Annotated in this window: 20 protein-coding genes; 14 read left to right on the forward strand and 6 right to left on the reverse strand. The window is 76.1% G+C overall.

Annotated features, from left to right (window positions below; translation table 11 throughout):
• Positions 1-24 precede the first annotated feature (24 nt).
• The 3 genes from ACSUPT_RS24575 to ACSUPT_RS24585 all read left to right on the forward strand — a co-directional run bounded on the left by ACSUPT_RS24575 (position 25) and on the right by ACSUPT_RS24585 (position 3,055).
• Complete coding sequence (locus ACSUPT_RS24575; RefSeq protein WP_351964794.1) at positions 25-1,161, forward strand: XdhC family protein; 1,137 nt, start codon at positions 25-27, stop codon at positions 1,159-1,161.
• 25 nt (positions 1,162-1,186) lie between these two features.
• Positions 1,187-1,717: a hypothetical protein gene (locus tag ACSUPT_RS24580; protein ID WP_351964793.1), complete on the forward strand. Its 531-nt coding sequence runs from the start codon at positions 1,187-1,189 to the stop codon at positions 1,715-1,717.
• 84 nt (positions 1,718-1,801) lie between these two features.
• Positions 1,802-3,055 (forward strand): glycoside hydrolase family 6 protein, encoded by a 1,254-nt coding sequence (locus ACSUPT_RS24585; RefSeq protein WP_436945532.1) that lies wholly within the window; start codon positions 1,802-1,804, stop codon positions 3,053-3,055.
• A gap of 134 nt (positions 3,056-3,189) precedes the next feature.
• Here the strand turns inward: ACSUPT_RS24585 and ACSUPT_RS24590 are convergent, their stop codons facing one another.
• A complete protein-coding gene (locus tag ACSUPT_RS24590) occupies positions 3,190-4,218 on the reverse strand; it encodes a S66 family peptidase (protein WP_436945533.1) in 1,029 nt (342 codons plus the stop codon).
• Between the two features lie 189 nt (positions 4,219-4,407).
• Entirely contained in the window at positions 4,408-5,022 is a 615-nt protein-coding gene (locus ACSUPT_RS24595; RefSeq protein ID WP_351964579.1) for a GNAT family N-acetyltransferase, read from the reverse strand.
• A gap of 403 nt (positions 5,023-5,425) precedes the next feature.
• Here ACSUPT_RS24595 and ACSUPT_RS24600 point away from each other — a divergent pair, with 403 nt between their 5' ends.
• The 8 genes from ACSUPT_RS24600 (at position 5,426) to ACSUPT_RS24635 (ending at position 13,477) form a co-directional block, all read left to right on the forward strand.
• Positions 5,426-6,526 (forward strand): glutamate--cysteine ligase, encoded by a 1,101-nt coding sequence (locus tag ACSUPT_RS24600; protein ID WP_361665233.1) that lies wholly within the window; start codon positions 5,426-5,428, stop codon positions 6,524-6,526.
• A gap of 111 nt (positions 6,527-6,637) precedes the next feature.
• Positions 6,638-6,811 carry a CsbD family protein gene (locus tag ACSUPT_RS24605; RefSeq protein ID WP_351964581.1) on the forward strand — a complete coding sequence of 58 codons (174 nt, stop codon included), beginning with the start codon at positions 6,638-6,640 and terminating at the stop codon, positions 6,809-6,811.
• 200 nt (positions 6,812-7,011) lie between these two features.
• Positions 7,012-7,566 carry a DUF5709 domain-containing protein gene (locus ACSUPT_RS24610; RefSeq protein WP_351964582.1) on the forward strand — a complete coding sequence of 185 codons (555 nt, stop codon included), beginning with the start codon at positions 7,012-7,014 and terminating at the stop codon, positions 7,564-7,566.
• Positions 7,567-7,616: 50 nt separating this feature from the next.
• Positions 7,617-8,285, forward strand: a complete 669-nt coding sequence (locus tag ACSUPT_RS24615; protein ID WP_436945534.1) for a 2Fe-2S iron-sulfur cluster-binding protein — start codon at positions 7,617-7,619, stop codon at positions 8,283-8,285.
• Positions 8,282-9,280 (forward strand): FAD binding domain-containing protein, encoded by a 999-nt coding sequence (locus ACSUPT_RS24620; protein WP_436945535.1) that lies wholly within the window; start codon positions 8,282-8,284, stop codon positions 9,278-9,280. The genes ACSUPT_RS24615 and ACSUPT_RS24620 overlap by 4 nt, the downstream gene beginning before the upstream one ends.
• 63 nt (positions 9,281-9,343) lie before the next feature.
• A complete protein-coding gene (locus ACSUPT_RS24625; RefSeq protein ID WP_436945536.1) occupies positions 9,344-11,485 on the forward strand; it encodes a xanthine dehydrogenase family protein molybdopterin-binding subunit in 2,142 nt (713 codons plus the stop codon).
• A gap of 52 nt (positions 11,486-11,537) precedes the next feature.
• Positions 11,538-12,422, forward strand: a complete 885-nt coding sequence (locus tag ACSUPT_RS24630; protein WP_436945537.1) for a hypothetical protein — start codon at positions 11,538-11,540, stop codon at positions 12,420-12,422.
• Between the two features lie 137 nt (positions 12,423-12,559).
• The gene (locus tag ACSUPT_RS24635) at positions 12,560-13,477 is read left to right on the forward strand and encodes a glutaminase (RefSeq protein WP_351964587.1); all 918 of its coding nucleotides are present in this window, start codon (positions 12,560-12,562) and stop codon (positions 13,475-13,477) included.
• On the opposite strand, the gene ACSUPT_RS24640 is transcribed toward ACSUPT_RS24635, so the two are convergent.
• Together ACSUPT_RS24640 and ACSUPT_RS24645 are read right to left on the reverse strand one after the other, a co-directional pair.
• Positions 13,446-15,539, reverse strand: coding sequence for an MMPL family transporter (locus tag ACSUPT_RS24640; RefSeq protein WP_399217680.1), 2,094 nt, complete (start codon positions 15,537-15,539; stop codon positions 13,446-13,448). The genes ACSUPT_RS24635 and ACSUPT_RS24640 overlap by 32 nt on opposite strands.
• A gap of 257 nt (positions 15,540-15,796) precedes the next feature.
• On the reverse strand, positions 15,797-16,303 hold the full coding sequence (locus ACSUPT_RS24645; RefSeq protein WP_351964589.1) for a MarR family winged helix-turn-helix transcriptional regulator: 507 nt from the start codon (positions 16,301-16,303) through the stop codon (positions 15,797-15,799).
• A 124-nt stretch (positions 16,304-16,427) separates the two neighbouring features.
• On the opposite strand from ACSUPT_RS24645, the gene ACSUPT_RS24650 reads away from it, so the two are divergent.
• From ACSUPT_RS24650 to ACSUPT_RS24660, 3 genes are read left to right on the forward strand one after another with little or no spacing between them, the layout of a single operon-like run.
• Entirely contained in the window at positions 16,428-18,035 is a 1,608-nt protein-coding gene (locus ACSUPT_RS24650; RefSeq protein WP_436945538.1) for an SDR family oxidoreductase, read from the forward strand.
• A complete protein-coding gene (locus ACSUPT_RS24655) occupies positions 18,032-19,405 on the forward strand; it encodes a cryptochrome/photolyase family protein (protein ID WP_436945539.1) in 1,374 nt (457 codons plus the stop codon). The genes ACSUPT_RS24650 and ACSUPT_RS24655 overlap by 4 nt, the downstream gene beginning before the upstream one ends.
• A 50-nt stretch (positions 19,406-19,455) precedes the next feature.
• Positions 19,456-20,319 carry an aldo/keto reductase gene (locus ACSUPT_RS24660; RefSeq protein ID WP_436945540.1) on the forward strand — a complete coding sequence of 288 codons (864 nt, stop codon included), beginning with the start codon at positions 19,456-19,458 and terminating at the stop codon, positions 20,317-20,319.
• Positions 20,320-20,600: 281 nt separating this feature from the next.
• On the opposite strand, the gene ACSUPT_RS24665 is transcribed toward ACSUPT_RS24660, so the two are convergent.
• The gene (locus tag ACSUPT_RS24665; RefSeq protein WP_399217675.1) at positions 20,601-22,673 is read right to left on the reverse strand and encodes an iron ABC transporter permease; all 2,073 of its coding nucleotides are present in this window, start codon (positions 22,671-22,673) and stop codon (positions 20,601-20,603) included.
• The gene (locus ACSUPT_RS24670) at positions 22,670-23,677 is read right to left on the reverse strand and encodes an ABC transporter substrate-binding protein (RefSeq protein WP_351964594.1); all 1,008 of its coding nucleotides are present in this window, start codon (positions 23,675-23,677) and stop codon (positions 22,670-22,672) included. Before ACSUPT_RS24670 ends, ACSUPT_RS24665 begins: the two co-directional genes overlap by 4 nt.
• Positions 23,678-23,785 lie beyond the last annotated feature (108 nt).

Genomic DNA, 23,785 nt, shown 5'->3' on the forward strand with positions numbered 1-23,785 from the left:
CTCCCGTACACCAAGGAGGCCGCCATGCTGGACATCGCCGACGAGCTCGGGCGGTGGATCGAGCAGGGCCGCGACTTCGCCGTCGCCACCGTCGTCGCCGTCACCGGCAGCGCGCCCCGGCTGCCCGGGGCGGCCCTCGCCGTCGACCGGGACGGCACCGCGATCGGCTCGGTCTCCGGCGGCTGCGTCGAGGGGGCCGTCTACGAGCTGTGCCGGCAGGCCATCGAGGACGGCGAGACCGTCGTCGAACGGTTCGGCTACAGCGACGAGGACGCCTTCGCCGTGGGCCTCACCTGCGGCGGGATCATCGACGTGCTCGTCACCCCGGTCCGCGGCGGTGTCTACCCGGCCGCCCTCGCCGAAGCCGCCGCCGGGCGGGCCGCCGCCCTGGTCCGCGTCGTGGACGGCCCGCGCGAACTGATGGGCAATGCCCTCCTCGTACGTCCCGGCGGCGGTCACGAAGGCGGCCTCGGCGGACACCCCGCGCTGGACCGCACGGCCGCCGCGGAGGCCGGCGCCCTGCTGGACGCCGGCCGCACCGGCACCGTCACCATCGGCGCCGAGGGCGCCCGCTGCGGACAGCCGGTCACCCTGCTCGTGGAGTCCAGCGTCCCGCCGCCCCGCATGATCGTCTTCGGCGCCGTCGACTTCGCGTCCGCGCTGGTCCGCGTCGGCAAGTTCCTCGGCTACCACGTCACCGTCTGCGACGCCCGCCCGGTCTTCGCCACCGCCACCCGCTTCCCCGACGCCGACGAGATCGTCGTCGCCTGGCCCCACGAATACCTGGACGCGACCGGGACGGACGCCCGCACGGTGCTGTGCGTCCTCACCCACGACGCCAAGTTCGACATCCCCCTCCTGCAGCGCGCCCTGCGCCTGCCCGTCGCGTACGTCGGCGCGATGGGATCGCGCCGCACCCACGAGGACCGCAACCGGCGGCTGCGCGAGGCCGGCGTCACCGAACTGGAACTGGCCCGGCTCCGCTCGCCCATCGGCCTCGACTTGGGCGCCCGCACGCCCGAGGAGACCGCCCTGTCCATCGCCGCGGAGATCGTCGCCGACCGGCGCGGCGGCAGCGGCGCGTCCCTGACCGGCGCCCACACCCCCATCCACCACGACGGCCCCTCCGCCCCGGACCGCCGGATAGGGTCGGTGGCCTGACACGGGACCACGGACGGGAGGCGCGGTGCCGCGCAGACGCAGCCTGATCGGAGCCCTGCTCGCCCTGCCGGCGGCCGGCTGCGCCGCGGCGGCGGGTCCGGGCCCCGGCGCCCGGCGCGACCGGGCCTCCGCCACGCCCCCGCCGCCCGTACGCCGGTACGACCCCGGGCCCGTCGAGGCGCGGTTCCCGCAGCTCGGGCCGCTCGTCGACGTCACCTGGGCGGTGTGGACCCCGCCGGGCGCGCACGGCAGGCAACTGGTGCCGGGTCCCACCGACGTCCGGCTCTCCGGGGTCGCGCGGCTCGCCCCGGCCCACGCGCGCCGGCTGCTGGCCGAGTACGCCTGGACGCCCGCCGCGACACCGCCCGCCCCGCTCGACGCCGTCGCGGCGACGGTGCCGCCCGGGGCCCGCTGGCGCACCAGCGCGGGCTTCGTCCAGGCGGTCACCCGGGGCCGCTACCGGGCGGACTTCCACTTCGACCCCGCCGGTCGGCTCATGGTCTTCGACGCGGTCGACCCGACGCGGGCCACTCCGGCGTCCGGCAAGGGGTCTTGACGGCCGTACGGGCGGGCGGGAAGGTGTGGGAGCGCTCCCAGTACGTGCCTCCCATCCGCTGCCGACCCCCCACGAGAGGTCCCCATGCGCCTGCGCACCCGCACCACCGGCCGCCTGCGGGCGGCGACCGCCTTACTCGCCCTGCCCCTCGCCCTCGCCGCCGGGCTGCTGACGTCCCCCGCCGCCGCGCGGGAGGGCGCGGGCCCGGCGCCGGAGGCCGCCCGGGAGGGCGTCCGCCCGGCGTCGGAGGCCGCCGTCGCGGGCAGAGGGTCCACGCGCCTCTACACCCCGGCGCCCAACCCGGACGCGCTCGTCCAGGCGCGGGCGCTGGAGGCGGAGGGAAGGTTCACCGAGGCGGCAGGGATACGCGCCATGGCCGGCACCCCGCAGGCCGTGTGGCTCCACGGCGCCTCCCCGGCCGAGGTGTACGACAGGACCGCGGCGATCATGCGGGACGCCGCCGCGAAGCGCGCCGTCCCCGTGCTGGCGCTCTACAACATCCCCGGCCGGGACTGCTCCAACTACTCCGGCGGCGGCGCCTCCACCACCGCCGAGTACCAGGCGTGGACCGACGCCGTCGTCCGCGCCGTCGGCGGCCGCCGCGCGTACGTCGTGCTCGAACCCGACTCGCTCGCCCTGCTGCCCTCCGACTGCGGCCAGGACGACGCGCAGGGCACCCGCACCAGCGCCCGTTACGACGAGGTCCGGTACGCCGCCGCGCGCCTCTCCGCCCTGCCCCGCACCAAGGTCTACCTCGACGCCGGCCACGCCGCCTGGCACAGCGTCCGCGCCATCGTCCCCCGCCTCGTCCGGGCCGGCGTCGGCGGTACCACCGGCTTCTATCTGAACGTCTCCAACTACCAGACGAACGCCGCCAACCTCCGCTACGGCAAGCTCATCTCCACCTGCCTCGCCCATGTCTCCGGGGGCGGCCAGGCCGCGGACTGCCCCGACCAGTGGACGCCGCAGGACCAGGCGGACGCCTGGGTCGCCGCGCACACGCCGGCCGACCGCTCGAAGATGAAGCGGTTCGTCACCGACTCCAGCCGCAACGGCCGCGGCCCCTGGACCCCGCCCGCCGGCGTCTACCCGGACCCGCAGGACTGGTGCAACCCGCCGGACCGCGGCCTCGGCGCCCGGCCCACCACGGCCACCGGCGAAGCCCTCCACGACGCGCGCCTCTGGATCAAGATCCCCGGTGAGTCCGACGGGCTGTGCCTGCGCGGCACGGCCGGCCCCGAGGACCCGGCGCGCGGCATGATCGACCCGCGCGCGGGCGCCTGGTTCCCGCAGCAGGCCCTCGAACTCGTACGGCTGGCCCAGCCGCCCCTCGTCTGAGGCCGTGTGAACGGCCTGGCGCCGCCCCCGGACCGCCGCGGTCCGGGGGCGGCGCCAGGCCGGCCTCCGCGCCGGTTGCGGGTCCGCGCCGGTCCGCGTGCCGGTCCGGCCTCCGCGCCGGTTGCCGGTCCGCGTCAGTTCAGGGTCTGCGTCACCTCGTGCCGTGTGGCCGTGTGGACGACCCGGGCCGACGCCCCGTTGACGAGCGGCAGGTGGGGCTGCACGTGGCCGCACTCCACGTCCGCGATCAGCGGGACGCCCAGCGGCCCCAGCGCGTCGAGGACCGCCTCGTACTGGGTGAGGGAGGGCCGGTCGGGCGCGGAGGTGCGGCCGATCAGCACCGCGTTGGCCGCGTCGAAGAACCCGGCCAGCCGCATCCCGTGCAGGGCGCGGCAGATGGTGAACGCGTTGTCCTCGCACGCCTCCACGTACACGATCAGGCCCTCGGGCGCGTGGGCGCGGGCGAAGGCCGGTACGTCCCCGTACGGCGTCCCGGCGAGGTTGCACAGCGTCTCGACGCAGCCGCCGATGAGCCGCCCCCGCACGTCCACGTCCCCGTCGCTGTCCAGCCGCCGCCAGCTGCCCGGGGTGTCCAGCTTCATGGTGTCGGCGTGCGGGTCGGCGGCCCAGTCGTCCCAGCCGGGGGAGCGGTGGTACCCGTGCGCGCTCTGCGTGAACGTGCCGCCCTCCGGGACCGTCACCACGTCGAGCCAGGACAGCAGGCCCTCGGGCGTGCGGTACGGGGTCTCCATCAGGTTGTCGCCGTGGAGCGTGGCCGTGCCGGTGAGCAGGGTGAGCGGGGTCAGCAGGGTCGAGAGGTCGGAGTAGCCGACGAGCCAGGTGGGCTCGGCCTCCCGGATCCGGTCGAAGTCGAGGAGCGGCACCAGGTCGATGGCGGTCTCGCCGCCCCAGGGCGGCACGACGGCCCGCACGGACGGGTCGGTGAGCATGGCCGTCAGTTCGGCGGCGCGCTCGGCGGCCGGGGCGCTGACGTGCCCGGAGCCGTCCATGCAGGCGCCCGTCACCACCTCGTAGCCGCGGGCCTCCACCGCGCGCACGGCCACGTCGAGCCGCGCCCGCAGTTCCTTGGGCACTCCGCTGGACGGGGAGGTGACGGCTATGCGGTCGCCGGGGCGCAGGGGGCGTGGATATCGAATCGGCATGCGGGGATTCTGGCACCGGCGCGTCCCCGCGCGCCCCCGGTTAAACCCCCGTGGCCGCCCTGCCGCGTGCCGGCCTCTCCAGGCGCCCGCGAGGTGCCCGCGAGGGACGGAACGGGTCTGGCCGCATGGGAAGGGTGCCGCATGGAGCGGGTGCCGCTGATGGGCTGTCCGGTGACGGGCGCGGGGCCGCTATCCGCCGTGGCCGGGTGCGTCCAGGCGGGCGGACAGCCGCTCCTTAACGGCGGGCCACTCCGGGGCGAGGATCGAGAAGTACACCGTGTCGCGCCAGGTGCCGTCGGGGCGTCTGCGATGGCGGCGCAGCACCCCCTCGCGCTGTGCGCCGAGCCGTGCGATGGCGGCCTGCGAGCGGTGGTTGAGGTGGTCGGTCTTCAACTGCACGCGCCCCATGCCGAGGTCCTCGAAGGCGTGGGTGAGGAGCAGCAGCTTGGAAGCGGTGTTGACCGCGGTGCGCCAGTACGCCCGCCCGTACCAGGTCCAGCCGATCTCCAGCCGCTCGTGGGCCACGTCGATGTCCATGTACGTGGTCCAGCCGACGGCGCGGCCGCTCTCGCGGTGGACGACCGCGAAGGCGACGTACTCACCGCGCCCGGCGCTCTCCAGCAGTTCGGCGAGCTTGCCGCCGAGTTCGTCGCGGGTCTGGGGCGCCGGCCCGCCCTGCCACCTCCACACCTCCTCGTCCCGGCCGCCGGCCGCGAACAGGTCGTCGAGGTGCGCCATGGCCAGGGGCTCCAGGCGTACGTGGGGTCCGGTGAGCGTGACGGGGCGGGGAGGTGAGGCAGGCATGCCGGGAATCTATCCCGTCTTCGCACTAGCTGCAAATGCCTTCTGTACTAGTGCAATACTGTCCGTCGGTCCGTCCGTCTGTACGGTGCGGGGCGGGGGCGCTGGACGTGCGGGGCTCGGCGTGCGGGCGTGGGTGGCCGTACGGGCGTGGCGCGCGGGCACGGGGGCGCTCGGCGTGCGGGGGTGGCGCGCCCGGACCGCAGGGCGCTCGGGGCGCTTCAACGAGGCGCCGGCGCCGTTGTTTTGGCCGGATGCGACGGGAACTCGCCAGATACCCGCGAGGGGCTTCCCGGGCGGTGCGCCCGCCCGCCGTACCGGGGATGATGGACGACCCAGCACGTTCGGCAAGTCCGGCAGTTCCGTCATTGTCCCCCCGAGGATGCGACCGGAAAGGCGGGTTCTTTTGCGCAGCGTCGGAGTGGAGGAGGAACTCCTCCTCGTGGACCCGCGATCGGGGGAGCCGCGCGCTCTCTCCGAAGAGGTGCTGGCCATCGCCGCCAGGCACCACCAGGGACGGGCCCACGCCTACACCAAGGAATTACACGGCCAGCAGCTGGAGTTCGGCACGGAACCCCGGACCGCCATGGCCGAGGTCGCCGCCGAGATCGAGCGGTGCCGCGCCGGCGCCGCCCGGCTGGCGGCCGAGGCGGGCGCCGCCGTCGTGGCGCTGGCCACCTCGCCCCTCCCGGTGGGGCCGGCCGTCACCGAGGGCAGGCGCTACCGGTGGATCCAGGAGCACTACGGCCTCACCGCGCTGGAGCAGCTCACCTGCGGCTGCCACGTCCATGTGTCGATCGCCTCCGACGAGGAGGGCGTGGCGGTGCTCGACCGGATACGGCCCTGGCTGTCGGTGCTGGTCGCGCTGAGCGCCAACTCCCCCTTCTGGCACGGCAAGGACACCGACTACCACAGCTACCGCAGCCGTGTGTGGGGCCGCTGGCCCTCGGTCGGGCCCGTGGAGCTGTTCGGCTCGGCCGAGCGGTACCACGAGCGGGCGCGGGAACTGCTCGCCACCGGCGTCCTCCAGGACGAGGGCATGCTCTACTTCGACGCCCGGCTCTCCCGGCACTACCCGACCGTCGAGATCCGCGCCGCCGACGTCTGCCTCGACGCCTCCACGACCGTCCTCGTCGCCATGCTCGCCCGCGCCCTGGTGGACACGGCCGCGCGGCACTGGCAGGAGGGCCGCCCGCCCGCGTCCCACGGCATCGGACTGCTGCGGGCCGCCGCCTGGCGGGCCGCGCGCTCCGGGCTCGACGGCGACCTGGTCCACCCCGGCACGATGCGCCCCGCCCCGGCCGGGCAGGTCGTGCAGGCCCTGTTCCAGCACGTGGAGGAGGCACTGGACGGCAACGGCGACCACGCCCGCGCCCGCAAGGCGCTCGACGACCTGATCAGCGGCGGTACCGGCGCCCGCGTCCAGCGCCGGCTGCTGCGGCGGTACGGCACCCTCGGCGCGGTCGTCGCGGAGTGCGCACGCCGTACGCAGGAGGGGGTGCGCTGACCCGGGGGCCCGTACCGCCCTGATGGGGTGGTTGTGTCCTGGTTTGGCGGTGCGGCGGGCGGGCAGGCGCATGGCGCGGGGGGACCCGACCGACAGTCAGGGAGTACGCACATGTCCGCCAAGCGGAAGGCATCCACCAAGGTCGAGCAGGCCAAGGGCGCGGTCAAGGAGAACGTGGGCCGCGCGGTCGGCAACGAGAGCATGACCGCCGAGGGCCGCAGCGAGCGGGCCAAGGCCGATCTGCGGGAGGCCGGCAAGAAGGCGAAGGACGCCTTCAAGCGCTGACCCCCAGCCGGACCCTCCGGTCCGTGCCGCCCCGTGCGGCGGCGTCCGTGCCGCCCCTGTCCGGCGTCCCCTGGCGCCGGACAGGGGCGGCACGCGCGCGCCCGGCGCCCGTTTGCACCGCGCGCGGGTGCCGGGAGGTGTGACCTGGGCCAGGCTGGATACGCGGAGCAGGCGAAACCGCAGCCGACCGGGAGCCAGCCATGGGAACCGAAGAGACGATGGGCGACGAGGTCTACCAGCCCGACCCCACCGACGACCGCGAGGTCCGCGAGGACCACGGGGTCCTCGACGACGAGGACACCCTCTCCGACCGCGCCTCCAACCCGTACGACGAGGGCTACTCGCCCCCGGAGCGGCCCCTCGCCTCCGACGACGTCGGCACCACGGCCCGCGAGCAGCGCGAGGGCGAGACCCTCGACCAGCGCCTCTCCCGCGAGGTCCCCGACCCCACCCAGCGCACCGACGCCGACGTCTCCGACGACATCGGCGACCTGCCCGGCGGCATGGGCGAACCGCTGGACGACCAGGTCGGCCGCGAGCGGTCCGGCCGCCTCGTCGCCCCCGACGAGGGCGCCCGCACCGACACCGAGAAGGACGTCGTCGGGCGGGACGTGGGCGTCGACGGCGGCGCCGCGTCCGCCGAGGAGGCCGCCGTCCACCTCGTACCCGAGCCCAGCGAGGAAGGCGAGGGCGACCGGGGCTACGTGGGCGACACCGGCATCGGGGGAGACACGGGCGACGAGCGCAGCGGCTGACCGGCCCGGCGCGCCGCCCCACCCACCGCCCACCGAAAGGCCCCGCACCCGTGCAGCCGACGACCTCCCCGCCCCCGCCCGACGTGTACCACTCCGAGGTCACCCTGCGGGTGAACGGCGAGCCGCGCGCGCTCACCGTCGACCACCGCACCACCCTCCTCGACGCGCTGCGCGAGCACCTGGACCTCACCGGCGCCAAGAAGGGCTGCGACCACGGCCAGTGCGGCGCCTGCACGGTCCTGGTCGACGGGCGGCGCGCCAACAGCTGCCTGCTCCTCGCGGTCACCCTCGACGGCTGCGACATCACCACCGTCGAGGGCATCGCGAAGGACGGTCCCGCCCGGCCCGCCGCCCCGCAGGACGGCGCCGCCCGGCCCGCCGCCCCGCAGGACGGCGCCGCCCAGGACGGCGCCCCGCGGGGCGGCACCCCGCGGGGCGGGGGCGGCGGGCCCCGCCTGCACCCGCTCCAGCAGGCGTTCCTCGACCGCGACGCCTTCCAGTGCGGCTACTGCACCCCCGGCCAGCTCTGCTCCGCCCTCGGCATGCTCGCCGAGGCGGCCGCCGGGCACCCGTCGCTCGCCACCGACCCGGACGCCCCGCCGGCTCAGGGGCCCGCCGCGCTCACCCCGGACGAGATCCGCGAGCGCATGAGCGGCAACCTGTGCCGCTGCGGCGCCTACCCGAACATCATCCAGGCCGTGGAGGACGTGATCCGGTGAAACCCTTCGCGTACGTCCGCGCCGCCACCGTCCAGGAGGCGACCGCCGCCCACGCGGCGCACCCCGGCGCCCGCTACCTCGCCGGCGGCACCAACCTGGTCGACCTGATGCAGCTCGGCGTCGAGACCCCCGAGACCCTCGTCGACATCACCCGCCTGCCCCTCGACTCGGTCGAGGAACTGCCCGACGGGGGCCTGCGGGTGGGCGCGACCGTCCGCAACAGCGACCTGGCCGCCCACCCCCTCGTCCGCGCCCGCTACCCCGCCGTGTCCCGCGCCCTCCTCTCCGGCGCGTCGGGCCAGCTCCGCAACACCGCCACCACCGGCGGCAACCTCCTTCAGCGCACCCGCTGCCCGTACTTCCAGGACCTCACCAAGCCCTGCAACAAGCGCACCCCCGGCAGCGGCTGCGGCGCCCGCGACGGCGTCCACCGCGACCACGCCGTGCTCGGCCACTCCTACCTGTGCATCGCCACCCACCCGTCCGACCTCGCCGTCGCCCTCGCCGCGCTCGACGCGGACGTGGAGCTGCACGGCCCGGACGGCGCCCGGACGGTGCCCGCCGCCGAGTTCCACCGGCTCCCCGGAGACCACCCCGAACTGGACACCGTCATCCGGCCCGGCGAACTCATCACCGCCGTCACCCTGCCGGCCGCCACCGCCGGGCTGCCCTCCGCGTACCGCAAGGCCCGCGACCGCGCCTCGTACGCCTTCGCCCTGGTCTCCGCGGCCGCCGCCCTCGACCTGGCACCCGACGGGACCGTACGCCGCCTCCGCCTGGCGTTCGGCGGGCTCGCGCACCGGCCGTGGCGCGCCCACCGGGCCGAAGCCGCCCTCCTCGGCGGCCCGCCCGCCCCGGACCGCGTCTCCCGCGCCCTGGCCGCCGAACTCGACGCGGCAGAACCGCTGCGCGACAACGCCTACAAGGTGCCCCTCGCCCACCGGCTCGCCACCGCCCTCATCGGCGACCTGGCAGGCACCCCCCGGCCGACCTGACCGCCCGTCCCCAGACCTCCGACGCCCAGCCGCCGGTCCAAGCCCCCGACCCCGGAGCCGCGTATGGCCGCCACCGCCACCCCGCACATCCTCGGCACCCCCGCCGAGCGCATCGAGGGCCGGGACAAGGTCACCGGCGCCGCCCGCTATGCCGCCGAGCACACCCCGCCCGGCTGCGCCTACGCCTGGCCCGTCCCCGCGGGGGTCACCTGCGGCCGCATCACCGCCGTCGACACGGCCGCCGCCATGGCGCAGCCCGGCGCCATCGCCGTCCTCACCCCGTTCAACGCGCCCCGCTTCGCCGCCCCGCCCGACGACCCCGAACTGGACGTCCTCCAGTACGACGCCGTGCCGCACCGCGGCTGGTACGTCGCGCTCGCCGTCGCCGACACGCTGGAGAACGCCCGCGCCGCCGCCTCCGCCGTCCGCGTCACCTGCGCCGGGCACGCCGACGAACCCGAGCCGCACGACGTCGTCCTCACCGAGGACCACCCTGAGGCGTACACCCCGGAGAAGGCCAACGGCGGCCAGCCCGCCCACCGCGAACGCGGCGACGCCGCCGCCGCGTTCGCCACCGCCCCCGTACGCGTCGAGGCCCTGTACCGGGTGCCGCCGCTGCACAACCACCCCATGGAGCCGCACGCCGCCACCGCCCACTTCGCCGGCGGGCGCCTCACCGTCTACGACTCCTGCCAGGGCACCAACGCGGTCCGCTCCGTCCTCGCCTCCCTCTTCGACCTGCCCGAGGACCGCGTCACCGTCGTCGCCGAGCACGTCGGCGGCGGCTTCGGCGGCAAGGGCACGCCCCGCCCGCACGTCGTCCTCGCCGCGATGGCCGCCATCCACACCGGCCGCCCCGTCAAACTCGCGCTGCCCCGCCGCCATCTGCCCTCCGTGACCGGCCATCGCGCGCCCACGCTGCACCGCCTCCGCCTCGGCGCCGAAACCGACGGCACGCTGGTCTCGGTCAGCCACGAGGTCACCACCCACACCTCCCGCATCACCGAGTTCGTCGAGCAGGCCGCCGTGCCCGCGCGCGTCATGTACGGCTCCCCGCACAGCCTCACCACCCATCGCGTCGTGCCCCTCGACGTGCCCAGCCCCTCCTGGATGCGCGCCCCCGGCGAGACCCCCGGCATGTACGCCCTGGAGTCCGCCATGGACGAGCTCGCCGAAGCCCTCGGCATGGACCCCGTCGACCTGCGCGTGCGCAACGACCCCGCCACCGAACCCGACAGCGGCCGCCCCTTCAGCAGCCGCCACCTCGTGGAGTGCCTGCGCGAGGGCGCCCGCAGGTTCGGCTGGGACCGGCGGGACCCGCGCCCCGGCGCCCACCGCGAGGGCCCCCTCCTCATCGGCACCGGAGTCACCGCCTCCACCTATCCCGCGTCGGCCGCGCCGTCCACCGCGACCGCCACCGCCCACCCGGACGGCACCTACACCGTCCGGGTCAACGCCACCGACATCGGCACCGGCGCCCGCACCGTCCTCGCCCAGGTCGCCGCCGCCGCGCTCGCCGCGCCCTTGGAGGCCGTACGCGTCGAGATCGGCAGCACCCGCCTGCCGCGCGCCCCGCTCGCCGGCGGCTCCTCCGGCACGGCCTCCTGGGGCTGGGCCGTCCACCAGGCGTGCGCGGACCTGTCCGCGCGGCTCGCCGAACAGGACGGGCCGCTGCCCGGCGAGGGGCTGACCGTCGCCGCCGACACGACCGCCGACGCCCGCCGCACACCGCCGTACGCGCGCCACGCCTTCGGCGCCCAGTTCGCCGAGGTGCAGGTGGACACGGTCACCGGCGAGGTCCGCGTCCGGCGCATGCTGGGCGTGTTCGCCGCCGGGCGCATCCTCAACGCGCGCACCGCCCGCTCCCAGTTCATCGGCGGCATGGTCATGGGACTCGGGATGGCGCTCACCGAGCACAGCACCATGGACGCCGCGCACGCCGACTTCACCGAGAGCGACCTCGCCTCCTACCATGTCCCCGCCCACGCCGACGTGCCCGCCGTCGAAGCGCACTGGATCGACGAAGACGACACCCTGCTCAACCCCATGGGCAGCAAGGGCATCGGGGAGATCGGCACGGTCGGCGCGGCCGCCGCCATCGGCAACGCCGTCCACCACGCCACCGGCGTCCGCTTCCGCGAACTGCCCCTGACCCCGGACCGGGTCCTTCCCGCGCTTCGGCCGGACGGGCGGTTTGCCGGCTGACGTCACCGCGCACGGGCCCGGCCGCGCCCGGCGCCGCCCTACGGTGCCGGGCATGGTGACCGCAGACGACATCGCCCGGCAGGTGGGAGTGGCGCTCCGGGAGGAGTACCGGGAGCGGCTGCGCCGCCTGCTGCTCCAGCAGCCCAAGGAGTGGCTGGCCGACGAGCTCATCGACCGCCTCGACCGTCCCGCAGCTCCCGCCCTCGGCCGCGACGGCGCCCGCCCCGGCCACCGCGCCCCCGAGGCAGCCGCCCCGGGTGGCGCCCCGGACACCTCCCGCGCACCCGGCCCGCCGGGCGGCTCGCCCGCGCCGGGCGACACGGGACCGCCGCGCGCGGCGGACCCGTTGCGGGACCCGGGCCCCCTGGGGGAGAGCGAGGAGGACCGCGCCCGCCGCAGGGAGCGGCTCCGGGCGTGCCCGCTGGACCGCGACGCGCTGGCCGAGCGCACCGCCCGGTTCGCCTCCTGGACCCGCGAGCGGCTGGAGGCCGAGGGCCTGCTGCACGATCCGCCCGCGCGGGGCGGGCCGCCGATCGGCCCGGAGAATCGTTCCCCCGCGGGCGAGGCGCTGCTGCTGGAGGCGAAGGACCTCCTGTACGCGCTGCTGTTCGGCGACGCCGACGACGGCGTGCGGCTCGACCGGGTGGAGCGCGAGCTGCTGACGCTGACCCTGCCGCGCGCGAAGGCCACCTGCCTCACGTTCCTGCTGCGCGCCGCGACCGGGATCGGCGCCGTCGGCACCCGGCGCGACCCGTCCGGCACCGCCCGCGCCGAGGGCGCCCCGGACCTGCTGGTGCAGGTGGAGTACGGGGAGGTCGCGGGCGGCCTGGTCGGCGCCGGCGCCGCCGCTGCCCTGCGCCTGATCAACCATCTGGAGGTCAACGAGGAGGTGCTGTACGGGCGGATGGAGAACATCGAGGAGACCACCGCAGGCTGACCCGCGGCCGCTCGCCGGGCGGGCGCGGCGGCCTGAGGGCGAGGGGGCACAATGGGGGCGCACCGTCCCCGGTACGGCGCCCACGCCCCCGTACCGCCGCCCGCCCATCCGTCCCCGTCCCGCCGGAGAGCACCGCCGTGGCCCCCGCCTTCCAGCCCGTCCTCGACCAGATCGCGGCCGACATCGCCGCCCGACCGGGCCGGGGCCGCCCGGCGGACTACATCCCGGCGCTCGCCGAGGCCGACACGAGCCGCTTCGGCATGGCCGTCGCCGAGCCCGATGGCACGGTCTACGGGGTGGGGGACTGGCGGGTGCCGTTCTCCACCCAGTCCATCACCAAGGCGTTCACCCTCGCCCTCACCCTCTCCCTGGAGGGCGAGGCGCTGTGGGAGCACGTCGGGCGCGAGCCGTCCGGCAATCCGTTCAACTCGCTGGTCCAGCTGGAGTACGAGAACGGCATCCCCCGCAACCCGTTCATCAACGCGGGCGCCCTCGTCGTCACCGACCGGCTCCACGCCCTGACCGGCGACGCGTCCGGCACGCTCCGGGAGTTCCTGCGCGCCGAGAGCGGCAACGCCGCCCTGGACTTCGACCACGCCGTCGCCGCGTCGGAGGCCGCGCACGGGGACCGCAACGCCGCCCTGGCGCACTTCATGGCCTCGTACGGCAACATCGGCACGCCCGTCCCGCGATTGCTGGAGGAGTACTTCCGCCAGTGCTCCCTGGAGGCGTCCTGCGCCGACCTGGCGCTGGCCGCGGGGTTCCTCGCCCGGCACGGCATCCGCGCCGACGGCACGTCGCTGCTCACCCGCAGCGAGGCGAAGCAGGTCAACGCCGTGATGCTGACCTGCGGCACCTACGACGCGGCGGGCGACTTCGCCTACCGGGTGGGCCTGCCCGGCAAGAGCGGCGTCGGCGGCGGCATCATCGCCGTCGTCCCCGGACGCTGCACGCTGTGCGTGTGGAGTCCGGGCCTGGACCAGCGCGGCAACTCGGTCGCCGGGGTCGCCGCGCTGGACCGGTTCACGACCCTGACGGGCCTGTCCGTGTTCTGAGCGCGCTCGGCCACCACGACACCGGCCCGATGTCCCGCACCAGCGCCGGTACGAGCAGCGAGCGCACCACCAGGGTGTCCAGGAGCACGCCGAACGCGACGATGAACGCGATCTGCAGTAGGAACGCCAGCGGGATCACCGCGAGCGCCGCGAACGTCGCCGCCAGCACCACACCCGCCGACGTGATCACCCCGCCGGTCGCGGTGAGCCCCCGCAGCACGCCCTCGCGGGTGCCGTGGCGGAGGGTCTCCTCCCGCACCCGCGACATCAGGAAGATGTTGTAGTCCACGCCCAGCGCCACCAGGAACACGAACCCGTACAGCGGCACCGACGCGTCCGTGCCGCTGAAGCCGAGCAGCCGCTCGAAGACCAGCGCGGAGACGCCCAGCGTCGCCACGAAGTTCAGCGCCACCGTCGCCACCAGCAGCACCGGCAGCAGCAGCGACCGCAGCAGCCCCACCAGGATCAGCAGGATGATCACCAGGACGACGGGGACGATGACGGTCCGGTCCCGCTCGGCGGTCCGCTGCGTGTCGTACTGCTGCGCCGTGTAGCCGCCGACCAGCGCGTCCGCGTCCGGGACGGCGTGCACGGCGGCCCGCAGCCGGGCCAGCGCGGCCTTCGCGGCGTCGCTGTCGGGCGCCGCCTCCAGGGTGGCGTTCAGCTGCGCCCGCCCGTCCACGACCAGCGGCGGGCCGCCGCCCGGCCGACCCGAGGCGGTGACCGGGACGACCGAGGCCACCCCGGCGGTCCGCTCGGCCGCCCGCGTCACGGCGGGCAGCGCCGAGGCGTCCGCGATGACCACGGCCGGGTTGCCGGAGCCGCCGGGGAAGTGCTCCCCGAGGGTCTTCCCCGCCGCGACGGACGGCGCGTCGTCCACGAAGATCTCGTCCAGCGGCACGCCCCGCGCGGTGAGCGACGGCGCGAAGGCCGCGCACGCCACGAGCACGACGAGCGTCCCCGCCCACACCTTGCGCGGCGAGCGGTCCACCAGGGCGGCGACCCTCGTCCACAGCCCGTGCCCGGCGCCCGACGACGCCGGCTTCGGCGACGCCGGCCAGTACGCGGCCCGGCCCAGCAGCACCAGCACCGCGGGCAGGAACGTCAGCGCGCCCAGCACGGCGCACACGATGCCGATCGCGCCGACCGGGCCCAGGGCCCGGTTGTTCGTCAGATCGCTGAGCAGCAGCGCCAGCAGGCCGAGCGCCACCGTGGCGGCGCTCGCCCCGACCGGCCCGTACGACTGGCGCAGCGCCTCGCGCATCGCGGCGTACCGGTCGGCGCGCAGCCCCAGCTCCTCCCGGAACCGGGCGGCGAGGAGCAGCGCGTAGTCGGTGGCGGCGCCGATGACCAGGATGAACAGGATGCCCTGCACCTGCCCGTCCACCCGTACGACGTCCGCGTCGGCCAGCACGTACACGACCGCGCACGCCAGGGCCAGCGCGAACACCGCGCACAGGATGACCACGAGCGGCAGCAGCACGCTCCGGTAGACGAGCAGCAGGATCAGCAGCACCGCGGCGAGGGCGACCCCGAGCAGCAGCCCGTCGATCCCGGCGAACGCGTCCTTCAGGTCCGCCTGCGTGGCCGCCGGCCCGGCGAGCTGGACGCGGGTCCCGGGCACCTCGCCTGCGGCGGCCCTCACCCGGTCCAGTACGGCGGGCAGCTCGTCGCCCAGGTCCGGCGCCAGCCGCAGCGCTCCCTGGAGGGCCTCGCCGTCCCGTGAGGGCAGGGCGGGCGACGGCGGGCCGACCACCCCGTCCGCACCGGCCAGGGAGGCGAGCGCCCGCGTCGCGGACGCCTGCCGGTCCGGGGCGAGGGGGCCGCCGTCGTCCGCCGTCCAGACGACGACGAGGGGCACCGTCTCCTCCTGCCGGAACGCCTTCTGGGCGTCGAGGACGCGGGTCGACTCGGCGTCCTCGGGAAGGAAGGCGGCCTGGTCGTTGGTGGCGACCTCGCCGAGCTTGCCGGCGTAGGGGCCGAGGCCCCCGCCGACGGCGAGCCAGACGGCGATGAGCAGGGCGGGCAGCAGCCGGCGGGCGAGGGCCGGGGAGGCGGGCATGGTTCTCCTGCGGGACGGGGGATCGAGGTGGTGTCTCGATGAAAAACTATCTTAATGATTGAGATAGATCGCGGCCGGGTGCGGCACGCCGGGGCAGGGAGCACTTCAGGGCACGGGGGCGGGACGGGACGGGGGCAGGGGCACGCGGGCGACTGCGGGCGGTGCCCCTGGAGCACGGCCAAGGGCGCCCTTGGGCCGGGGTCGGGGGACCGTCCCCCGGGGCCAGGGGTGGGGCCGGGGCGGGGGAGTGCCCTGGGTCAGGTGCGGGGAGGAACGCCCGCCGCTCCCCGCTCCAGCTCCTCGTTGAGCACCGTCAGGAACCGCAGCGCCGCCTCCAGCTCCTGCGGCGTGAACCGCCCGGTCGCCGTCTGCGCCGCCGCCGCGAGCGGCCGGAAGAAGGCGCGGGCCGCCGCCTGGGCGCCGGGCTCGTAGTGCAGATGGACCACGCGGCGGTCGGTGCTCTCGCGGGACCTGCGGATGTGCCCGGCGCGCTCCAGCCGGTCCACGCACGCGGTCACCGCGCCGGAGGTCAGCCCCAGGCGCTCCCGCAGCCGCCCGGGGGTCATCGGCTCCTCGGCGTCGAGGATCGCGGCCAGCGCCTGCACATCCGTCGGATGCAGGCCCTGGCTCGCCGCGAAGGCGTGCGCGAGCCGGTTCACCTCGCCGTTCATCCGGCGCAGCTGGACGGCGAACGCCTGGAGGTCCGCCGGGGCCGGCTGCCCGCCCCGTGTCTCCTCGCCCGTACGGTCGTTCCTGGTCACCACCTGGTCAGCCTATAGAAGCCCGCGCGTCCGCGACCCCGGAGGAACCGGGCGGGCGGAAAACGGGCGGCCGGTCCACGGTGGAGAGACCACGCCACGTCAGACCCGACCGACGGACGGAGGCCCCATGCCGGCGCCCGAACACCTCCCCGAGGCCCCCTCCCCCTCCCCCTCCCCGGCCCCGGACGCCGCCGGGCGGGCCGACCGGGCGCCGGGCCGGCTCTGCCTGGTCACCGGGGCGAGCGGGTACATCGGCGGCCGGCTCGTCCCCGAACTGCTCGACGCCGGGTACCGCGTCCGCTGCCTCGCCCGCACGCCGTCCAAGCTCCGCGACCACCCCTGGGCGGGGCGGGTGGAGACGGTGCGCGGCGACGTCACCGACGAGGCGTCGGTGCGCGACGCGATGCGCGGCGTCGACACCGCCTACTACCTGGTCCACGCCCTCGGCACCGGAGGCGGCTTCGAGGACACCGACCGGAAGGCCGCCGAGGTCTTCGCCGCGCAGGCGCGCGCCGCCGGTGTCCGCCGCCTCGTCTACCTCGGCGGCCTAACCCCCGGCGGGGTCCCCGAGAGCGCGCTCTCGCCGCACCTGCGGTCCCGCGCCGAGGTGGGGCGCATCCTCCTGGACTCCGGCGTCCCCACGACCGTGCTGCGCGCCGCCGTCATCCTCGGTTCCGGCTCCGCGTCCTTCGAGATGCTCCGCTACCTCACCGAGCGCCTGCCCCTGATGGTCACGCCGCGCTGGCTGCGCACCCGCATCCAGCCCATCGCCGTCCGTGACGTGCTGCGCTACCTCGTCGGCAGCGCCGACATGCCGCCCGACGTGAACCGCGCCTTCGACATCGGCGGCCCCGACGTGCTCACCTACCGCGACCTGATGGCGCGGTACGCGGCCGTCGCCGGACTGCCCCGGCGGCTCATCCTGCCCGTGCCGCTGCTGACCCTGCGCCTGTCCAGCCTCTGGGTCGGGCTGGTCACACCCGTACCGGCGTCCCTCGCCCGCCCCCTGGCCGACTCGCTGCGGCACGAGGTCGTGTGCCGCGAGCACGACATCGCCCGGTACGTGCCCGATCCGCCCGGCACGCCCCTCGGCGTCGACGAGGCGCTCGCGCTCGCCCTGCGCCGGATCCGGGAGGCCCGCGTCACCACCCGCTGGTCGTCCGCGTCCGTGCCCGGCGCGCCCAGCGACCCGCTGCCGACCGACCCCGACTGGGCGGGCGGCAGCCTCTACACCGACGAGCGCGAGCGGCTCGTGGACGCGACGCCCGAGCGGCTGTGGCAGGTCATCGAAGGCGTCGGCGGCGACAACGGCTGGTACTCCTTCCCCCTCGCCTGGGCGGTGCGCGGCTGGCTGGACCGGCTGGTGGGCGGGGTCGGCCTGCGCCGGGGCCGCCGGGACGCGGCACGTCTGCGCGCCGGTGACTCGCTGGACTTCTGGCGGGTCGAGGAGATCGAGCGCGGGCGGCTGCTGCGGCTGCGGGCCGAGATGCGGCTGCCGGGCCTGGCCTGGCTGGAGATGTACGCCGAGCGCGATGGGCGGGGCCGCACCCGCTACCGGCAGCGCGCCCTGTTCCACCCGCGCGGGCTGCTCGGCCACGCGTACTGGTGGAGCGTCGCCCCGTTCCACGCCGTCGTGTTCGGCGGGATGGCCCGCAACATCACCAAGGCGGCGGAGAGACCGTCCTTCGACCCGGCGCCCCCCGGCACGCCCCCGGCGCCCGGCGGGGCGTCATGAGCACCGCCGTGGTGCTGTTCACCTGCGATCTGCGGCTGCACGACCATCCGCCGCTGCGCGCCGCCCTGCGGGAGCACGACACGGTGGTGCCGCTGTTCGTCCGGGACGAGGGCGTCGCCGCCGCCGGGTTCGCCGCTCCGAACCGGGCCGCGTTCCTCGCCGACTGCCTCGCCGACCTCGACGCGGGCCTGCGCCGGCGCGGCGGGCGGCTCGTCGTCCGGTCCGGGCGGGTCGTGGACGTGGTGTGCCGGGTCGCCGCCGAGGCGGACGCGGTGGAGGTGCACATGGCGGCGGACCACAGCGGGTACGCCCAGCGCCGCGAGGAGCGGCTGCGCGGGGCCCTGGAGGGGGAGCGGCGGGCGCTGCGGGTGCACGCGGCGGTCGGCACCGTCGTCCCGCCGGGTGCGATTGTCCCGCAGGGTGCCGAGCACTACGCGGTGTTCGGCGCGTACCACCGCCGCTGGGCGGCCGAGGGGACCCGCAAGCCGCTCGCGGCGCCGCGTGCCGTGCCCGTGCCGGACGGGGTGCGGTCGCAGGAGCCGCCGTCGCGGCGGGGCGTGGCCGGAGTGTCGCCGGGGCTGGCGCCGGGCGGTGAGACGCCGGGGCGGCGCAGGCTCGCGGCATGGCTGGACGGGCCCCTCGACGCGTACGCGGACCGGCACGACGACCTGGCGGCCGACGCCACGTCCCGCCTCTCCGCGTATCTCCACTTCGGCGCGGTCTCGCCCACCGAGGCCGTGTACCGGGCCCGCGCGCGGGGCGGGCCGGGCGCCGAGGCGTTCGTACGGCAGCTGTGCTGGCGGGACTTCCACCGCCAGCTGCTCGCCGCCCGCCCCGCCGCCGCGCGCGAGGACTACCGCACCCGCCACGACCGCTGGCGCCCGGGCCCGGAGGCGGCGGCGGACGTGGCGGCGTGGAAGGAGGGCCGCACGGGCTACCCGGTGGTGGACGCCGCGATGCGCCAACTGGCCCACGAGGGCTGGGCGCACAACCGGGCCCGCCTGATCGCCGCGAGCTTCCTCACCAAGACGCTGTACGTGGACTGGCGGGTGGGCGCCCGGCACTTCCTGGAACTGCTGGCCGACGGGGACATCCCCGATAACCAGCTGAACTGGCAGTGGGTGGCGGGCACCGGCACCGACTCCCGCCCCAACCGCGTCCTCAACCCGGTGGCGCAGGGCCGCCGTTACGACCCGGACGGCACGTACGTCAGACGGTGGATGCCCGAACTGGCGGGCGTGGCGGGCCCGGCGGTCCACGAACCGTGGAAGCCGGGCGTCCGCGCCCATGTCGCGGCCGCCTACCCGCCACCGGTCGTGGACCTCCCGGAGTCCCTGGCCCGCTTCCGGGCCGCCCGGGGCCTGGACTGAGCGGCCGGGCCGCGGCGGGCCGGTATCGTCGGGCCGGTGAGGGGGAGCCGATGACTTCAGAGCCGACACACGCCCCGGGCACGGCGGACACGTTCTCCGTCGGAGGCGAATTCCGGGTGACGCGGATCGGGTTCGGTGCCATGCGCCTGCACAGCGGGCCGGGACCTGAACGGAAGGCCGCGATCGCCGTCGCCCGGCGCGCCGTCGAACTGGGCGTCACGCTGATCGACACCGCCCACCTGTACGGATGGGGCGCCAACGAGGAACTGCTCGCCGAGGCCCTGTTCCCGTATCCGGACGACCTGCTGATCACCACCAAGGTCGGCGTCACCCGGGGCGGGCCGGAGGGCTGGGCGTACGACGCGCGGCCGGAGAGCCTGCGCGAACAGGTCGAGCAGGGCCTGCGCCGGCTCCGGACCGAGCGCATCGGCCTCCTCCAGCTGCACCGGCTCGACCCGAAGGTGCCGGTCGCCGAACAGGTCGGCGCGCTCCGCGAGCTCCGGCAGGAGGGCAAGATCGGGCACATCGGCCTGTCGGAGGTGACGGCCGCCCAGCTCGCCGAGGCCCGGCGGACCGCGGACATCGCGAGCGTGCAGAACCGCTACAACCTCTTCGACCGCGAATACGAGCCGGTCCTGCGGGCGTGCGAGGCCGTCGGCATCGCCTTCCTCCCGTGGCGGCCCGTCGCCGCGGCGGCCGCGTCGGGCGAGGTCTCCGCGGTCGCCGCCGAACTGGGCGCGACCGCCCCGCAGGTGCTGCTCGCCTGGCTGCTCGCCCGTTCGCCGGTCGCCCTGCCGATCCCCGGAACCGCCTCGCCGGCGCACCTGGAGGAGAATCTCGCCGCCGCGGACCTGCGGCTCACCGACTCCCAGCTGCGCCGCCTCGACCACCACGGACCGGTCTCCTCCGCCTGAGCCCCGCGCCGTCGGCCGCGGTGGCCGCCGGCGCGGGACCGTCTCGCCCGGACGTGCCTCCGCGTACGGGGCCGTCCGCCGGACGTGCCTCCGCGTACGGGGCCGCCCGCCGGACGTGCCTCCGCGTACGGGGCCGCCCGCCGGGCGTGCCCCGGAGGGCGGGGCGGACGCCCGGGGGCGGCGGAGGCGCGTGCGACCGCGCCGGCGTCCCCGGCCACGACGACCGGCGACGCCGGCGACGACGGCGCGGTGGCGGAGGGCGGAGGCGGCCCTCCCGGCGCCTACGACCGGTGCCCGCGCCGCAGTTGCCAGACGAAGTACGGCGTGCCGATCAGGGCCGCCAACAGCCCCGAGGGGATCTCTGCGGGCGCGATCGCCGTGCGGCCCACCGTGTCCGCGGCAATCATCAGCGCAGCCCCCAGCAGCCCCGCCACCGGCAGCAGCCGGTGGGCGCGCGAACCGACGAGCATCCGCGCCGCGTGCGGGGCCACCAGGCCCACGAACGCGACCGTCCCCACCACCGCCACCGCGCACGCCGCCAGCGCCACCGCGAGGACCAGCACCGCCAGCCGGGTCCGCTCCAGCGGCAGCCCCAGCGTGCGGGGCGTGTCCTCGCCGAGCGCCAGCAGGTCGAGCCGCCGGAACGACAGCACCAGCAGCGGCACACCGACCGCCACCGCTCCCGCCAGCACCGACAGGTCCGTCACGTCCCGCGCGTACGTCGAGCCCGACAGCCATGTCAGCGCCTGCGCGACCTGGAAACGCGCCCCCACCACCAGGTAGTTGGTCGCCGCCGTGGTCAGCGCGAACGTGCCGATGCCGACCAGCACCAGACGCTCCGGCGCCACCGAGCCCTTCCGCAGCGACAGCCCGTACGTCAGCGCGAACGCCGCCGTACCGCCCAGCAGCGCCGCCACCGGCAGCATCGCGTACGGCACCGTCGGCAGCGCCACCAGCACCAGTGCCGCACCGAAGCCGGCGCCGCCGCTGACGCCCATCACCGTCAGGTCCGCGAGCGGGTTGCGCGACACGGTCTGCACGATGCCGCCCGCCATCGCCAGCAGCGCGCCCGCCAGGGCCGCCACCAGCAGCCGCGGCAGCCGGTACTCCAGCACCACGCCCCGCAGCAGTTCGTCGCCGCCGCCCGCCAGCAGACCCGGCAATTGCCCCGGCGGCACGGCGATGTCGCCCAGCACCAGACCGCCCGCCAGCATGGCCGCCACCACGGCGAACCCGCCCACGAGCAGCGGCGGGTACGGCAGCCGCCGGCCGCGCCGCCCCGGCATGACCGTCCCGGGGGCGGCCGGTTCCGACGGCAGGCGCCGCGCCAGCCACAGGAACAGCGGCGCGCCGAACAGCGCCGTCACCACACCGGCGGCGACCTCGTTGCCGGTCGGCGACGTCACCCGCGCCAGCAGGTCGGCGGCGAGCAGCAGGGTCGCGCCCCACACGGCCGCCGCGGGCAGCAGCGCCGCGTGCCGCCGTACACCGGCCAGCCGCACCAGGTGCGGGGCGGCCAGGCCGACGAAGCCGATCGGGCCGGTCACCGCCACCGCGCACGCCGTCAGCAGCACCGACAGCAGCACGGCGGTGAGCCGCACCCGGCCCACCGCCACCCCGAGGCCCCGAGCCGTCTCGTCGCCGGTGCCGAGGATGTCCAGGGACCGGGCCAGCAGCAGCCCGCCCACGAGCCCCGCCGCGAGCAGCGGAAGCACCGTCAGCGACCGGGCGCTGTCGGCCACCGCGAGGGAGCCGTGCCCCCAGAAGAACACCGCGCCGGTCTCCTCCTGGAACAGCACCACCAGCACCGCCGTCACACTGGACAGCGCCAGCGTCACCGACACCCCGGCCAGCACCAGGTGCGCGGGCCGCCCCCGTGACCCGCCCGCCACGGTGTGGACGAGGGCGGCGGCGAGGAGCCCGCCGGCGAAGGCGACACCGCCGCGCGGCAGGTCGCCCAGCGAGAACCCGGTGATCGCGCTGACCGCGACCGCCAGATACGCGCCGGCCGTCACGCCCAGCGTGTCCGGCGACGCCAGCGGGTTGCGCACCGACGACTGGAGCAGGCACCCGGCGACGGCCAGCGCCGCACCGGCGACCAGCCCCGCCAGGGTGCGCGGCAGCCGCCCGCCGAGCAGCACCGACCGCGCGTCGGCGTCCCCGCCGCCCGCCAGCAGCGCCAGCAGGTCGCCGAGGCCGATGTCGCTGCGGCCGTACCCGAGGTGCGCGACGGTCACCAGCAGCAGCGCGAGCACCCCGCCGGCGACGATCGCGGCCGGGCCGGCCGGGAGGCGCAGCGCCCTCCCGGTCCGGCCCGGCACGGTGTCCGGGGGACGTGTGGCGATCCCGGTCATGAAGTGAGCGCGCTCGCGATCTCGTCGGCGACCTGGGCGGTCGAGAACGGCCCGCCGAAGAACCAGGTGCCCGGGTCGAGGGCGTGGACCCGCTTGTCCTTCGCGAAGTCCAGGTTCTGCCACAGGGCGTTCTTCGGCAGCGACGTGGCGAACACGTCGTCGTCCTTCGCGGCGACGTACACGAGGCTGGACTTCTCCACGGGCTTGAGGCCCTCGATGTCCACCTTGCTCATGCCGTACGCGTCGGCCTTGCCCGTCCACGCGTTCTTCAGGCCCAGCCGCGGCAGCAGCCCGCCGGGGATCGTGGAGTCGGTGAGGACCTCCACCACGGCGGCGCCGTCCGTGGTGTAGCCGCGCGCGACGGTGACCTCGGCGCCGTTCTTCTTCGCCGTGTCCAGCTTCTGCTTCGCCGCGGCGATCTTCGCGTCGAGGTCCTTCAGCGCCGTGTCCGCCGCCTCCGGCTTGCCGACCGCCGTGCCGATCTTCTTCAGCGTGTCCCGCATCTCCGTGTACTCGCTGTCCGTGGAGTACGGGTCGAACATCAGCGTCGGCGCGATCTTGTTCAGCTGCTCGTAGTTGGCCTCGGAGCGGACCTTGGAGGTGATGATCAGGTCGGGCTTCAGCGCCTTGATCGTCTCCAGGCTGGGCGCCTGCCGCGTCCCGACGTCCTTGACGTCCTTGCCGAAGCGGGGCCCGCCGGTGACCCACTGGTCGTAGCCCTTGACGTCGGCGACGCCGGCCGGGGACACCCCGAGGGCCAGCAGATCCTCCGCGTAGGTCCACTCCAGGGCGACGACCTTCCTGGCGGGCGCCTTCAGCGTGGTGGAGCCCTTCAGATGGGAGACGGTGACGCCGCCGCCCGCCGCTTCGCCGTCCCCGCTCTTCGCCGGGGAGCCGCCCCCGGCCTCCTCGGCGGCGGAGCCGCAGCCGACGGCGGTGACGGCGAGCGCCGCGGCGGCGATGAGGGCGGTGAGGCCGGTACGGGCCCGTGGTCGAGTGCGCATGCGCGATGTTCCTTCGCTCGATCGGTGGTCCGCGGCGGCCGTGCGGGACGCCGGTGGACCAGTGGTACGGGCCGGCCGCGCGGTGCGCGGCCGGGTGGTGCGGCGGGT

It is taken from the genome of Streptomyces sp. SudanB25_2051 (assembly GCF_964272635.1).
Lineage (GTDB): Bacteria > Actinomycetota > Actinomycetes > Streptomycetales > Streptomycetaceae > Streptomyces.